At 64.1% G+C, this 14,081-nt stretch carries 11 protein-coding genes and 1 pseudogene; 4 read left to right on the forward strand and 8 right to left on the reverse strand.

Going from position 1 to position 14,081, the window contains the following annotated elements; genetic code table 11:
* The first annotated feature begins 27 nt into the window (after positions 1-27).
* Positions 28-2,514, forward strand: coding sequence for a DNA gyrase subunit A (gyrA, locus tag CV102_RS16455; RefSeq protein WP_148859102.1), 2,487 nt, complete (start codon positions 28-30; stop codon positions 2,512-2,514).
* A 63-nt stretch (positions 2,515-2,577) separates the two neighbouring features.
* On the opposite strand, the gene CV102_RS16460 is transcribed toward gyrA, so the two are convergent.
* The 3 genes from CV102_RS16460 to CV102_RS16470 all read right to left on the reverse strand — a co-directional run bounded on the left by CV102_RS16460 (position 2,578) and on the right by CV102_RS16470 (position 5,043).
* On the reverse strand, positions 2,578-3,108 hold the full coding sequence (locus CV102_RS16460) for an Rrf2 family transcriptional regulator (protein WP_148859103.1): 531 nt from the start codon (positions 3,106-3,108) through the stop codon (positions 2,578-2,580).
* 143 nt (positions 3,109-3,251) lie between these two features.
* Positions 3,252-4,217, reverse strand: a complete 966-nt coding sequence (locus CV102_RS16465; protein WP_148859104.1) for a ZIP family metal transporter — start codon at positions 4,215-4,217, stop codon at positions 3,252-3,254.
* Positions 4,218-4,362: 145 nt separating this feature from the next.
* Complete coding sequence (locus CV102_RS16470) at positions 4,363-5,043, reverse strand: metal-dependent transcriptional regulator (protein ID WP_148859105.1); 681 nt, start codon at positions 5,041-5,043, stop codon at positions 4,363-4,365.
* Between the two features lie 96 nt (positions 5,044-5,139).
* On the opposite strand from CV102_RS16470, the gene rocF reads away from it, so the two are divergent.
* Both rocF and CV102_RS16485 read left to right on the forward strand, forming a co-directional pair.
* Entirely contained in the window at positions 5,140-6,072 is a 933-nt protein-coding gene (gene rocF, locus CV102_RS16475) for an arginase (RefSeq protein WP_148859106.1), read from the forward strand.
* A gap of 315 nt (positions 6,073-6,387) precedes the next feature.
* A complete protein-coding gene (locus CV102_RS16485) occupies positions 6,388-7,557 on the forward strand; it encodes an NAD(P)/FAD-dependent oxidoreductase (RefSeq protein WP_148859107.1) in 1,170 nt (389 codons plus the stop codon).
* A gap of 34 nt (positions 7,558-7,591) precedes the next feature.
* On the opposite strand, the gene CV102_RS16490 is transcribed toward CV102_RS16485, so the two are convergent.
* The 3 genes from CV102_RS16490 to CV102_RS16500 all read right to left on the reverse strand — a co-directional run bounded on the left by CV102_RS16490 (position 7,592) and on the right by CV102_RS16500 (position 10,487).
* Positions 7,592-8,158 (reverse strand): acyltransferase, encoded by a 567-nt coding sequence (locus CV102_RS16490; RefSeq protein ID WP_233710716.1) that lies wholly within the window; start codon positions 8,156-8,158, stop codon positions 7,592-7,594.
* Positions 8,159-8,220: 62 nt separating this feature from the next.
* Positions 8,221-9,033, reverse strand: coding sequence for an Nmad3 family putative nucleotide modification protein (locus CV102_RS16495; protein ID WP_148859109.1), 813 nt, complete (start codon positions 9,031-9,033; stop codon positions 8,221-8,223).
* Between the two features lie 191 nt (positions 9,034-9,224).
* Positions 9,225-10,487: an NRAMP family divalent metal transporter gene (locus CV102_RS16500; RefSeq protein ID WP_148859110.1), complete on the reverse strand. Its 1,263-nt coding sequence runs from the start codon at positions 10,485-10,487 to the stop codon at positions 9,225-9,227.
* A 762-nt stretch (positions 10,488-11,249) separates the two neighbouring features.
* On the opposite strand from CV102_RS16500, the pseudogene CV102_RS27150 reads away from it, so the two are divergent.
* Positions 11,250-11,557 (forward strand): annotated as a pseudogene (locus tag CV102_RS27150) (hypothetical protein); the annotation flags it as partial.
* A gap of 742 nt (positions 11,558-12,299) precedes the next feature.
* On the opposite strand, the gene CV102_RS26660 reads toward CV102_RS27150, so the two are convergent.
* Positions 12,300-12,530, reverse strand: coding sequence for a DUF7563 family protein (locus tag CV102_RS26660; RefSeq protein WP_148859111.1), 231 nt, complete (start codon positions 12,528-12,530; stop codon positions 12,300-12,302).
* 139 nt (positions 12,531-12,669) lie between these two features.
* Positions 12,670-13,755: a tyrosine-type recombinase/integrase gene (locus tag CV102_RS16520; RefSeq protein WP_148859112.1), complete on the reverse strand. Its 1,086-nt coding sequence runs from the start codon at positions 13,753-13,755 to the stop codon at positions 12,670-12,672.
* Between the last annotated feature and the right edge of the window lie 326 nt (positions 13,756-14,081).

The raw sequence follows: 14,081 nt of genomic DNA on the forward strand, positions 1-14,081 counted from the left end.
ACTACGAGAGAAGGTGACTACGTACGCATGAGTTCGGAAGTACCCGATCCGACGGACATCGAGGCGGCATCGATCGAGTCCGTCCGGATCGAAGACGAGATGGAGCAGAGCTATATCGACTACGCGATGTCCGTCATCGCGGGCCGAGCCCTCCCGGACGCCCGGGACGGCCTGAAACCCGTCCACCGGCGCATCCTCTACGCGATGCACGAGATGGGCGTGAGTTCGGGCTCGAGCCACCGCAAGTCCTCCTCGATCGTCGGGGAGACGATGGGTGACTACCACCCCCACGGCGACAGCGCGATCTACGACACCCTGGTCCGGATGGCCCAGGACTTCTCGATGCGCTATCCCCTCGTGGACGGCCAGGGGAACTTCGGCTCGATGGACGGCGACCCGGCCGCAGCACCCCGATATACGGAGGCTCGGATGGCCTCCGTCTCCGAGGAACTGCTCGACGACATCGACAAGGACACGGTCGACTTCTCGGCGAACTACGACGATCGATTGCAGGAGCCCGACGTGCTGCCGGCGGCGTTCCCGAACCTCCTCGTCAACGGCTCCTCGGGGATCGCGGTCGGGATGTCGACGAACATTCCGCCGCACAACCTGGGCGAGGTGATCGACGCGACGATCGAGTTGATCGACAACCCCGACGCCACGGTCGAGGACCTGATGAACCACGTCAAGGGGCCGGATTTCCCGACGGGCGCGAACATCGTCGGTCGCGACGCCATCTACTCGGCGTACAAGACCGGTCGCGGACGGGTCCGCGTCCGTGCCGAGTTCGAGGTCGAGGAGTGGAAGGCGGGACGCGAGCGAATCGTCGTCACCGAACTTCCCTACCAGGCCAACAAGGCCCGCCTCGTCGAGCGAATCGCCGAGGACGTCAACGAGGGCGAACTCGAAGGAATCACCGACCTGCGCGACGAATCCGACCGCAACGGCGTCCGGGTCGTCATCGAACTCAAACGCGGCGCGAACGTCGAGGTCGTCAAGAACAAACTCCTCGAAAGCCACCTCGAGAAGACGTTCGGCATCATCAACCTCGCGCTGGTCGACGGCCAGCCCCGGGTGCTCTCGCTCAAGGAGACCCTGGAGGAGTACGTCAGCCACCGCCGCGAGGTCGTCCGCCGGCGCAGCGAGTACGACCTCACCGAGGCCGAAGAACGGGCACACATCCTCGAGGGCCGGCTGAAGGCCGTCGAGAACGCCGAGGACGTCGTCGACCTGATCCGAAACAGTGAGGACCGCGACGCGGCCCGGGCCGGCCTGCAGGAGGAGTTCGGCTTCTCCGAGGAGCAGGCCCAGCACATCGTCCGGATGCAACTCGGCAGCCTCACGTCGATGGAGGCCGCCGAGATCGAAGACGAGTACGAGGAGGTCCAGGCCGAGATCGAACGCCTGACGGAGATCCTCGAGAGCGAGTCGGAACTGCTCTCGGTCATCAAGGACGAACTTCGCGAGATCAAAGACGAGTACGGAGACGACCGCCGGACCTCGATCATCGAGGACCAGGGAACGGTCACCCACGAGGACCTCATCCCCGAGGAGGAGGTCGTCGTCGTGATGACCGAGGACGACTACGTCAAGCGGATGCCGATCGACCAGTTCGACCCCCAGGGTCGTGGCGGCAAGGGGATCATCGGCGCGGACGTCAAGGAAAGCGACCGCGTCGCCTCCGTATTCCGGGCGAACACCCACGATTACCTGCTGTGCTTTACGAACCACGGCAAGGTCTACCAGCTGAAGACCTACGAAATCCCGGAGATGGGCCGCACCGCTCGCGGCAAGTCCGCGGTCAATATCCTCGATCTCGAGGCCGGCGAGGACATCACGGCGATCGTCGACACCGACGCCTTCGGCGACGGCGAGTGCGTGACGATGGCCACCCGGAACGGCTACGTCAAGCGAACCGCCGGCGAAGAGTTCGATAACATCCGTTCGACGGGAATCATCGCCGCGGACCTCGAGGAGGGCGACGAACTCGTCGACGTCGAGGTGACCGACGGCTCTCAGGATCTCGTGATCGCGACCGAGGGCGGTATGACGATCCGCTTCGACGAGAACGAGGTTCGTGCCATGGGTCGCAATGCCCGCGGCGTCAACGGGATCAAACTCACAGGCGACGATGCGGTCGCCGGACTCGTCGCGACCGACGAGGACGACGGACAGGCGCTGCTGACCGTCACCCGAAACGGATACGGCAAGCGGACGCCGCTCTCGGAGTACCGCACGCAGTCCCGGTACGGCAAGGGACTGATCGACATCAAGACGGACGGCCGAAACGGCCCCGTGACGGCCGTGAAGGCGGTCGATCCGGACGACCACCTCGTGCTGATGAGCGAGCGCGGACAGATCGTCCGGACGCGTGCCGACGAGGTCTCGTCGGTCGGCCGGAACACGATGGGCGTGATCGTGATGGAGGTCGAAGACGGCGACGCCGTCGCTAGCGTCGACGTACTCCCAGCGGCCTCCGTGGCCGACGAGAACGAGACCGTCGAATCGGACTGATCACCGTCCTCTTTCGTCGTTCTCCGATTCGAGAGTAGAACGGCTAGTCGAGAGCCGAGCCGGTCAGTGGTCCGGTTCCTCGGCCGGCGCGATCATGTCGTCGATCCGCAGAATGAGAATGTTGTTCGTGTCGTCCCTGCCGTCGAGCGTCCCTTCGATGACGAGTTTCGAGAGCGGCGTCGGGCCGACGGTGACGGCATCGCCTTCCTGGATGTCGACCGAGCCCTGCATGTGAATCTCGGCGCGACAGAGTTCGGGGTGGTGAACGCTCGAGAGGTCGATCTCCTCGACGATGACGCCGTCGACGGCCTCGCCCTCGTGCTCGAGGGGGACCGAGGCGGGGTCGTCCATCTGCTGGATCTCGAGTGCTTCGAAGGCGGCGGCGGTTGGCTTGTAGCCACCTTTTGGTCCGGGTACGCCTTCGACCAGTTGGAGCGCTTTGAGGCTCTGCATCTGGTTTCGGATGGTCCCAGGGTTGCGATCTACCTGTTCGGCGATATCCTCGCCTTTGATCGCATCCTCGGACTCCTTGTGGAGATTTGTCAAGGCACGTAGTATTTTCTTCTGGCTGGGGGTGAGTTCAATTGATGACATGCTGTATTCTTCGTAATTGATTTCCTTAAACCCGACGGGTGAGCCGGGTGGTAAGTCGTGTATTCGTCGTTAGAATCGGCCGTAGTAAGGAGTTTTGTTTCCTGAGTCGGATCGTTCGCCGATATTCGCCGGTGGTAAGGTGATCAAACCGGGATGAGCCACCCCTCCAGCAGGATCTCGGTGAGGACGTCCTCGAGCAGGAACATGAGAGCGAAGCCGAACGAGAACGTTGCCGCGTTCGTCCGGGTGAGGACGGCCTCGGCGTCGAATCGGATGAGATCGCCGACCTCGATGAGCACCTGCAGGATCGCGCCGATCGCGATGGCAAAGAACAGGACGGCGAGCAGATTCGACTGGGCAAAACTGCCGATCCAGCCGCCGAGGATGACCGGACCGCCGGCGATGACGCCCATCATGGCGAAGTGTCGAAGCGGCGGCGTCTCGCGCTCGCGGGCGACCGCGGCGACGACGGTCGGCCCCTCCATTACGTTGTGCATGATGAACGCGAGCACGAGCAGCATGAGCATCGTTGCGTCCTCCTGAATGTAGGCGACGCCGATCCCCAGACCCTCGCCGATGCTGTGGAGACCGAGCGCGAGCGCGACGAGATACGCGATCTCGAGGCCATTCTTCTCGGTCGAGGCCATCTTCCGCTGGCGCCACTCGCTCGCGAGGTACATGACGACGAACGTCCCGCCGACACCGAGAATCGCCGCGGTGGCGGCGAGCACCGCGCCGTCGACGGTCGTGCCAAGGAGCGCCGTGCTCTCGACGTTGACGCCGTAGTCGAAGATCATGTCTTCGGTCATCTCGAGGGCGATGAACGCGAGTACGCCGGCCGCGAGTGCCAGGAACGCGTGCAGATATCGCGGGTCGAGATCCCGGATGAACGGGAACCAGAGCATCCCGATCGCGACGGGGATGATCCCCGCGATCGCACCGATCACCGTCAGCATCCAGACGATCTCGAGCGTGCTCGCCTCGCTTGCGCCGGAAAGATCGCCGAACGGCGAGGTGAGATAGAGCGTCGCGAAGACCGTACCGAGGATGAGAACCGGCCCGATCGCGATAAGCCAGCGTGGCAAGTCGTCGATCGATCGATCGATCATCCCGTGACCACCCGTACGGCGAGACTCCGAGTTCGTTGCATTACCAGGAGATTAGACGCGTCTAAATATATATCTTGCCAACAGGCCTCTCCCTAGATTCGATCTAGGTAAACCGGGCGACGCGATCGCTCGAGGATGGAAGACGCTACGATTCGATTTCCGCCGGCTGGGCGACGCGGACGTGGTGGGCGACGGACTCGGGGAGCGAAACCTCAGCGTCCCGTCCGCTCGAGCGGGCCGTCACCATCCCGAACGGCGCGACCTCGAGAATCTCGAGTTCGACGCCGGGTTCGACGCCGTGCTCGGCGAGGTAGGAGAGAATCTCCGGGTCGCGGTCGGCGACCTCCTCGACGACGACGACGTCACCCTCGTCGAACTCGGTGACGGACTTGCCGTCGGGGCGCTGGGGCGGCTCCAAGTCGGCGCCCGGGATCGGCGAGCCGTGAGGATCGACCTCCGGTTCACCGAGGGCGGCCGCGACGCGGGCCTCGAAATCCTCGCTGATGTGGTGTTCGAGGCGGTCGGCTTCCTCGTGGACCTCGGACCAGTCGTAGTCCAGGTGCTCGGTCAGGTAGGACTCGAGCAGGCGGTGATGGCGAATCACCTCGAGGGCGACCGTCTCGCCCTCGTCGGTGAGGGTGACACCGCGGTACTTCTTGCGGTCGACGAACCCGCGATCCTCGAGTTTCTCGAGCATGCTCGTGACCGTCGGCGACGTGACGTCCAGTTCGTCGGCGATCGCAGACGTCTTGATTCGGTCGTCGGTGCTCTGCTGGAGCTGATAGATGGCCTTGAGATAGTCTTCCATCACGTCGCTCAGCATCATTTCGATCGGATTTAGAGCCGTCTAACCCTAAACCTATCGCCGTCGATTACGCGAGCGAATCAGCACGACCAAAACGGTAGCCGTCGATGACAGCGTATGGGACAGACAGTTCGGATTATCGGTGCGCCGATGGACTACGGGGCGAACCGTCGTGGCGTCGACATGGGGCCGTCGGCGATCAGGTACGCGGGGTTGGCCGACGAGCTAGCGGACGCGGGCGTGGAGCCAGTCGACTCCGGCGACCTGCTCATGCCGCGCGCGGAGGAGCGTGATCCCGACGCGTCACAGCCCAGCGAGGGGAACGCGAAGTTCCTCCAGGAGGTCGGCGACGTCTGTTCGCGCCTGTCGACCCAGGTTGCAGAGACGATCGCGGACGACGAGTTCCCACTCGTCCTCGGGGGCGACCATTCGGTCGCGATCGGATCGATGGGCGGAGCGTCGCAGACGGGCGAACTGGGCGTGATCTGGTTCGACGCGCACGCCGATCTCAACACGCCCGAGACCTCACCCAGCGGCAACGTTCACGGGATGCCACTCGCTGCAGCACTCGGACGGGGAGCCTTCGGCGAACTGGAGTGGGCACACGCGCCGGCCGTCCGCGAGGAGTCGGTCGTCTACGTCGGCCTGCGAAGTATCGACGAGCGCGAGCGTGAACTCGTCCGCGAGAGCGAGATGACGGCCTTTACGATGTCCGACATCGACGAGCGCGGGATCACGAGCGTGGTCGAGGAGGCACTCGACATCGCGACGAGCGGAACCGACGGAATTCACGTCAGTCTCGACCTCGACTGGCTCGATCCGAAGGCCGCGCCCGGCGTCGGCACGCCCGTTCGCGGCGGCGTCACCTACCGCGAGGCGCACTCGGCGCTCGAGACCGTCTCGACCCGTCACCACCAGGAGGGCGTCCTCCGGTCGATGGACGTCGTCGAGGTAAACCCCATTCTCGACGAGCGAAACGAGACGGCGACGCTCGCGGCAGAACTCACGGCGAGTGCGTTCGGAAAGCGGATCCTCGGTAGTGGCGACTGAAACGGCTTCCACACCGATTCCACGACGGGAGCGCGGGTCGGAGTGAGCGCGGTTCGGAGTGAGCGCGGTTCGGAACGTGCGCGGTTCGGAACGTGCGCGGTTCGGAACGAACGAAGTGAGTGAGAACCGCGAAACGCGAACGGGGAGGAACGACCCGTGAGCGACGCAAGCGATTAGGTGTGCACTGTCGTTCAGTAGCGACGATCGCTCGCGACACGACGCCGGACGAACGCGGCAGTTTCTTCCTGTGACAACCGCTCACACCCAGGTTCCTGTTTCAACACCTTTGTATCGGAGTGTTTCGGAGTGTGTGGTATGACAGAGAACGTCGTCGTGCTCGGTGCCGGATACGCCGGTGCTGGTGCGGTCAAAAAGCTCCAATCGGAGCTCGAGGGTAACGCGCGGCTAACCTGGATCGCGGACGTCGACTATCACCTGGTCCTCCACGAGTCTCATCGCGTGATCCGTGACCCGAACGTCCGTTCGGACATCACGATTCCGGTCGACGAGATCATGGAGCCGTCCACCCAGTTCATTCAGGACGAGGTCACGGGACTCGACACCGAGGAGCAGGTCGTCGAACTCGCCGACAGGGACGACGTCGACTACGATTACGTGCTCGTCGGACTCGGCAGCCAGACCGCCTACTACGGCATCCCCGGTCTCGAGGAGCACTCGCTGACGCTGAAGAGCCTGGACGATGCACTCGAGATCCACGAGGCAGTCAAGCAGGCGAGCCGCGACGCCACGCGCGGCGATCCGGCACAGATCGTGATTGGCGGCGCCGGCCTGTCCGGCATCCAGACCGCCGGTGAGATCGCGGAGTTCCGCGACAAACACCGTGCACCGCTCGAGATCCACCTCGTCGAGGCGCTCGACGAGATCTTCCCCGGCAACGATCCGGAGATCCAGCAGGCGCTGCGCGACCTGCTCCAGGACGCCGGCGTCCAGATTCACACGGACGACCCGATCACGGAAGCCGACGACGACGTCATCCACTTCGACGAGGGCGATCCTCTCGGACACGACGTGCTCGTCTGGACCGGCGGGATCACGGGTCGCGACGCACTCGACAGCGCCGACGTCGAGAAGGAGCACAACCGCGTCAACGCCAGTGCGAACTTCCAGACCTCGAACGAGCGCGTCTTCGCGGTCGGCGACTCGGCGATCGTCGACCAGGGCGACCAGCCCGCGCCGCCGACCGCACAGGCCGCCTGGCAGGCCGCGGATGTCGCCGGTGAGAACATCAGCCGCGCCATCGAGAACCGTCCCCTGAAGACCTGGGAGCACGAAGATAAAGGGACCGTCGTCTCCGTCGGCGAGGAAGCCGTCGCCCACGACGTCAAACCCGCGATGGGCATCTCCATGCCCGTCGACACGTTCGGCGGCTTCCCGGCCCAGAAGCTGAAGAAGCTCATCGCCGCACGTTGGATCGCCGATCTCACTTCCTGGAACCGGGCCCGCCAGTCCTGGTCCTCACTGTAACGTCGCTTCGCTCACCGCACCATTTTCCGCAGTTTCAGGTCTCGCCGCGGTAGTCGTCCGTGCTCGAGTCGCCGTTCTTCTCCTCGAACGCGTCGCTGTTCATCGGGCGGGCGGGTACGCCAGCCACCGTGGTGCCGGGTTCGACGTCCTGGGTTACGAGCGAGTTGGCCGCGACGCTCGCGTTCGCCCCGATCTCGACTCCCGGCAGGACGATCGCACCCGCGCCGATCATCGCCCGTTCGCCGACGATGACCTCGCCGGTCCGGTACTCATCCTGGAGAAACTCGTGACAGAGGATCGTCGCGTCGTAGCCGACGATCGCGTGGTCGTGGACCGTGATCAGGTCGGGCCAGAACACGTCCGGCGTCGCCTCGAGCCCCCAGGAGACGCCCTCGCCGACCGTGACGCCGATCCGGCGAAGCAGCCAACGCTTGAGGCGGAGGCTCGGCGAGACCCGGACGAGCCAGACGATAATGTAGTTGATCGCGACCCGCAGCGGGTGGCGAGCACTGGTCCAGTGGGCGAGCGAGTTGGATGCGCCGCGGGTCGGATGCGACCGGACGCGGTCGTGTCGCGAAGTCGTGTCGTCGGTCACTGCCAGAGTCGTTCGATCTGTCACTACATGAAACCGATCGATCGGACGCGGCGAGGCAGCGATGACCTTCAGTCGTCGACGACCGCGTGGGCGGTCTCTCGCTCCCCGGGAATTCCGACCAGTTCGCGGAAGCGCTCGCCGGAGAGTCCACAGCGGTAGGCCGGCTTGAACATCATGTTCGCGCCGCCGGCGCGGACGTCCCACGCGGACTCGATCTCCTCGCGCAGGTAGTACTGGGCCTGGACGTTCCCCTCTCGCACGTAGTAGTCGCTGAGTCGGATAGGGTCCCGATCGAAGAGCCCGCCCGGCTCTCGACCGTCGACGATGACGACCGGCTTCTCGAGGTAGAGATCGCCCTCTCGAGCGCGCTTGGCGTGGGCGTTGTCCGGATGTGCCTCGAGGATCGCTCGTCGCTCCTCGAGTGGCATCTCGGGCGTGACGACCGCGACCTCCTCGACGGTGAAGTAGCCGATCAGGTATCGGTGGGCCCGGTCGCCGTCCGGCCGGCGCAGCCCCGCGTAGAAGCCGACGACGTCGCCGGGCTCGAGGGCGCGCAGCCGCGAAACGTAGCCGCTGGTCCGGTGTTCGCCGTAGGTCAGCGCCTCGAAGTTGGGGTCGTGGTGGAGGGGCCAGGACTCGAGGTCGTCGCCGGAGACTGGCTCTTCCTCGCCGCGGACGGGCTGGGGTTCGATCCGGGTCGTCAGATCGGCGGCGATCCCGTCGTCTCCCCGAAGCGGCCACGAGCCAAGCGTTTCGGTTTCGGCCGTTTCACGGGTCTTCTCGGGAATCGGCACGTACTCGAAGGTTCCATCGTCGTACAGCGGTCCCAGGGCACCGAGGTTCGTGCTGTCCGCACCCACGCCGGCGAGAACGACCGTCATAGCCGATGTATCGGGATCGGGACCCGATAAATCCGCTGATCACCGGTGGCAGTGGCTGTGGCGGAGTCGGTCGACGGGAGCGGTGGCGGAACAGTTCGGCCGGAACGGTGGCGGTGGCCGGCTGGTCCGGGTCGATTCGAGGAAGAGCAGCTCCGAGCGGACGGTCGGCTACCGCGCTCGGTCGCCGGCGGTTAGAACCCGCCGGTCGTGATGAGTTCGATGAAGTCTCCGATCGAGAGCGCGGCGAGGACGACCGCCAGCAGCACGAGCAGGGCGTTGACAGCGTTCAGCTTCTTGCCATTACGGTACTCGCCCATCGTCCCGCGGTCGTTGACCGCCCAGAACAGCAAGATTGTGGCGATCGGGAGCGCGAAGATGCCGTTGTACATGGGGAAGAGAATCACCATGTCGACGACCGAGAGGTCGAGCGTCGCGCTGACGACCGGCGAGAGAATTCCGACGCCGGTGAGTCCGGCGAACAGCATCTTGAAGAGGCGGTCGCTCTGGTCGACGTCGTAGCCCGCAGCCTGCGGGATGATGTACGCGGGCGCCCACATGATCGGGATGATGCTGTTGAACGCCGCGGCGGTAACGCCGCCGACGAACAGCACCATCGCCCACGTGCCGAAGACGTCGACGAGCGCCTCGCCCGGCGTCAAGAAGGAGTCGAGCTGTTCGAAGCCCATCGGTCGGAGCACCGCGGCGGCGACGATCAGAATCGCGATCGTCGCGAGGCCGCCGACGGCGTACCCCATCGCGAGGTCACGGCGGGCATCGATCACGTCGCTCTCTTTCGTCCAGCCCTTCTCCTCGACGAGGATCGACTCGAGGAAGAAGTTGGGCCACAGCGCGGTCGTCCCGAGTAAGCCGGCGGCCATCACGAGCGCGCCCATCGAGGCCGTCGTCGGAACGAAGCCGAGCGCGACGTCGCCCGGGTTCGCCCCGCTGGGGAGGGCGACGGCGACGTAGACGACGAGCAGTGCGAGCATCATCGCGATCATCAGGTTCTCGACCTTGTTGTAGTTGAAGAGGCCGACGCCGATCGCGCCGAGGGTGGCCACGACGGCGATGGGTTGCCAGGCGACGGCGCCGCCGGTCAGGAACGAGACGCCCGCACCGACGGCGGCGACGAGGCCGAGCGTCCAGGCGATACAGCCGATCGAGAGGAACAGTGCGATCGTGAGCGCGAGCGGCCGGCCCAGTTTCTCGCGGACGAAGATCATCAGCGACGTCCCGTGGATGCCGAGTCGTGCGCTCATGTCCTGGGCCATAAAGCCGAGCAGCGCTGCGCCGACGGCGGCCCACAGGAGCGTGTAGCCGTGCATGACGCCGGCCTGGCTCGCGATAAACACCGACCCCGAGCCGAAGTAGCTGGCGACCATCACGAACGCGAGGCCGTACTTGGTCGCAAAATCGGTGACGACGTCGCCGCTAAGTCTGGTTTCCGTGCTCATCGGTCGTCAGAAGTCTCCACGGTCGATAACTCGCATATTCCGGCAATCAAATCGGTCACAGTCGAGAGATGTCATTGCTCGAACGGAGGGGGCAAATTTGAATACGGGTTCGGCCCTCGTGTGCAAGTGCTTTCGATGGCAACGCGGAGGGTTACCGGGCCTGGCATACGGTGTGCGTCGCTGCTCCTGTTGTGTCCGTAGTACGGGGATTTTCTGGTAGTGATTGAACATGAAATGAGTAGTTCGGCGTCTTCCTGCAGGTCGGCGTCTTGCAGCCGCCGGGAGTCGAGTTCGGAACTCGGTGCCTCGAGGGCGGTCGCTATCTCGACAGCGTCCGATACGGGTTGCGTGCTCGTCGCGTCTCAGTAGTCGGGGATCGCTGACGAACTGCACGCACAACTGTAAACTGGGGCGCCTGTGGCTCCCGTCCGTCGGCGCTCCGTAGTGACTCGAATCAGCCGTCTTCCTGGCCAGCGCATCGACACCAGTATTTCCGACCCGTCGGAGAGTGCGGGCGTCGGTCTCGAGTGGGACCGTTCCCGCGGGGGATCGTTCGCCGTCAGGCTTTCGTGGTACGGAACCCAGGCGGGCCGGTGCCCCTCAGAACGGGTTTGCGTGTTTTCTCCGAGGACCCGACAGATACCGGTGGGTCCGTCTAACTTCCGTCACCGACATCGAAGCACTCCACGCGGTTATATCTGGCCAAACGTTCGGTACGGTGTAGAATAACGGACGTATCGATTCGGGGGCAGGCGTGCCTGGTTGGGACGTCGGGAGGACGGGATCGACCTTACAGACAGCCTGCTCACGCCGTCGTTCGTGCTGGCGTCGTTCTCGATCGACGCGGTCGGGGGTTTCGGTTCTCTGCGCCGCTGAACGTTGCGCTCAGGGACGCACTGTACAGCGTCCACGGTACGAAGATCACCGACGCGTTCCTGATCTCCATCGGGGTACTCGTGATCGCGTGGCTCACGAACGAGAGGACGCCCGAGGACTGATCCGACGTCGAGACCGTCGTACACCCGGCCGTGCTGCTGAACGTGCCCGCGGCGCTCGTTCCGGCTGCGGCAGTCAACCCGACTACGGCATCCTCACGGAGTGGATCAAGCAGGGCGGGAACCCGCTCGAGCACAGCGACGGTCAGCCGGGAACCTTCGAGGTCCATCGCAACTACGACGAAAAATCCGGCGAGCGGACGGCTGGTACTGTTTCGTCGGCTATCGTCCGTACGGGTGGGCTGGACCACGATAATCAACGGAGAGATGTACAAGGCGTCATCGCTCCCGTTGCTCCAGCGGTACGGTGCGGGGCCATCGAGGGACGCCACAGGCGACGAGAGCTATCGCAGACGGTTTCTAACTACTGTCTGCCGGCGCCCGATTACGGTCGCAGTTTGTGTTGGAAGCGAACGTCTCCACCCACTCGAGATCGCCGCACTGCAGACAGCGGTATCGTCCTTCAGTTTTCCAGACGGCCATGCAGCACGATCGACAGTACCGGGTCATTAAATCATCCAACAGTCTCCCCGGCATCTGTCTTCTGGCTCCGTCTCGAATCCTCGTAGCCGGTTGTCAGTCCCCGTCAGCAGAAGTGGAGTACGCTCTTCTCGAAGGTGAGTGCTCAGCGTCTCGGCGATCCCTCGGGGCTGCTCGAGGGAGAGATCGTCGCGCTCGAGGACTGTCCACCGTCGACTCGAATCTCGCGCTGCTCGAGCGACCGCCGAACCTGCTCATCGGTCGCCTGTTCAGCGGGATGGGCTATGGGGTCTGACTCTCGACGAGATACAGCTGGCTCACCGGGACGAACTTCCCCTCAGACATCGGCCTCACCTCCCCGCCGACCGGGCGACGTCTCCGGATCTGGAATCGGGACGTCGACACTAGCGGCCGAACCGCGGGTTAGCTGAGCGTAGGTATCGCACTCGCTACAGCGGTGGGCACGGTCGCCATTGTCGCCGTAGACGCGCCGGAACCGGTTCGAAACGTGGGCGCCGCAGTGAAGGCACGTACCGTCGGCAGAGTGTGTGAATGATTCTGCCGACATCACGGCCACCTCCAAACGCCGCTGACGTCACTCTCAGGGGTATGAGCCGCTAAGAGTTGAACACTTAGAAAATTTCGAGTGGGACCGCCGAGGTCAGCAATCCCCGTTCTACGCACGTCGTACTGAATCGTTGTCGTAATCATTCTGAATCCTCCGTAAGGAACTCGCGGCGGGACTGCATCCGCCGAATCGGGTCGGGATGGTCGTAGTGCTCCCTGATTACCTCAGGGGTAGCGTTCACTCGCTCCGCGACGACTTCCGGCGGCCACCCCTCGTCGCGCATGTGCGTGATCGCACCCGTTCGAATCGGGTGAGGCGATCGACTCGAGGGACACCGCGCCTCGAGCCCATGCTCCAGGGCTTCGCAGTTCGCAGTGTCGCGACCGTGCGGGCACCCGGCCCATCTGCAGGGCTGAGTCATGATGTAGATCTCCCGTCGGATACTCGACTTCGAGACGCGTGGCCGGTCACCCTTCTCGGTCGTGAACAGCGGCCGCCGGTTGTTCGCGTCGACGCGCTCGACGCGGTTGACGTCGATGTACTCCTGGACGCGATCGACGACCTCCCGATCGAGCGCCACCGGCCGCTCGCCCTCGCGCTTATTCTTCAGTGGCGTCGTCGGGCGATGCCGGAAGTAGACGAACGGCAGTTCGACCGCCTCGAGGGCGTCCCGTTCGATGTCGTCCTGGTGACGAAGCCGCTCGAGGTCCGACTGCTCGAAGAAGCAGTCACCGAGATCGAGCGCACGGAGCCCACCGAGGCGACAGCCGGTGTGCCACAGCAGTTCGAACATCGCGTGCCGTCGCGACGCGTACTGATACCGGGAGAGTTTCCCGCGAATCGTCTCGGCTCGGTCGGCGGACAGCAGCTCGTCGTTGACGCGATCCGCCAGCTCGACCGAGGGAACTTCGACCTTCGCCGGAAGTCCTTCCGAAACCGCGTCGATCCGTTCGCAAAAGCGGATGAACTGCTTGAGCGTCCCGAGTTGCGTGTTCAGCGTTGTGACGGCCAATCCTTCCGCCCGTCGCGTTGAGTCGAAGCGAAAGATGTCGCGACTCGAGAGATCGTTGAGGTTGTCGATTCCCTCCTCGTCACACCACTGCACGAACGGTTTGATCCGATATCGGTAGCTCGAGAGCGTCTCGTCGGCGCGCGTCGACTCCAATCGGTCGAGCCACAACTCCAGCGCTTCTCGCGGATCGATCGGCTCGAGGTTCTGGCTCACCGTTCACCCGCAACCTCAAGATCGCGCTCGCGAACCCGTTCGTACTCGGCGGCGAGTTCGGAACTCGTCGGCTCGCTTTGTGGGCGCTCACTATCGCTACAGTATCCAGTACGTTTACCGTGGTTGCGTGTCTCGCTTGTCATGGTCTCAGTGTTCTTGGGACCGCGGACGGACCGCACGCGCCGTTGTGTAGGAGCTGGGGCGCGTGCGGCTGCTGTCCGTCGGCGTAATGTACCCTCTCGAGTCAGCCGTCTTAATGGTCAGAGCATCGGTTCCAATGTTTCCGAAACTCAGAATCCCGTGAATAACACGTTCGTAGACCGGTC

Source organism: Natronococcus pandeyae, assembly GCF_008122205.1.
In the GTDB taxonomy this organism is placed as follows: Archaea; Halobacteriota; Halobacteria; order Halobacteriales; family Natrialbaceae; genus Natronococcus; species Natronococcus pandeyae.

Excerpts from the sequence above, each read along its gene's own strand:
- CV102_RS16485 (WP_148859107.1), top strand. The coding sequence starts at position 6,388 with ATGACAGAGAACGTCGTCGTGCTCGGTGCCGGATACGCCGGTGCTGGT.
- CV102_RS16500 (WP_148859110.1), bottom strand. The coding sequence starts at position 10,487 with ATGAGCACGGAAACCAGACTTAGCGGCGACGTCGTCACCGATTTTGCG.
- rocF (WP_148859106.1), top strand. The coding sequence starts at position 5,140 with ATGGGACAGACAGTTCGGATTATCGGTGCGCCGATGGACTACGGGGCG.
- CV102_RS16465 (WP_148859104.1), bottom strand. The coding sequence starts at position 4,217 with ATGATCGATCGATCGATCGACGACTTGCCACGCTGGCTTATCGCGATC.
- CV102_RS16460 (WP_148859103.1), bottom strand. The coding sequence starts at position 3,108 with ATGTCATCAATTGAACTCACCCCCAGCCAGAAGAAAATACTACGTGCC.
- gyrA (WP_148859102.1), top strand. The coding sequence starts at position 28 with ATGAGTTCGGAAGTACCCGATCCGACGGACATCGAGGCGGCATCGATC.
- CV102_RS26660 (WP_148859111.1), bottom strand. The coding sequence starts at position 12,530 with ATGTCGGCAGAATCATTCACACACTCTGCCGACGGTACGTGCCTTCAC.
- CV102_RS16470 (WP_148859105.1), bottom strand. The coding sequence starts at position 5,043 with ATGATGCTGAGCGACGTGATGGAAGACTATCTCAAGGCCATCTATCAG.
- CV102_RS16495 (WP_148859109.1), bottom strand. The coding sequence starts at position 9,033 with ATGACGGTCGTTCTCGCCGGCGTGGGTGCGGACAGCACGAACCTCGGT.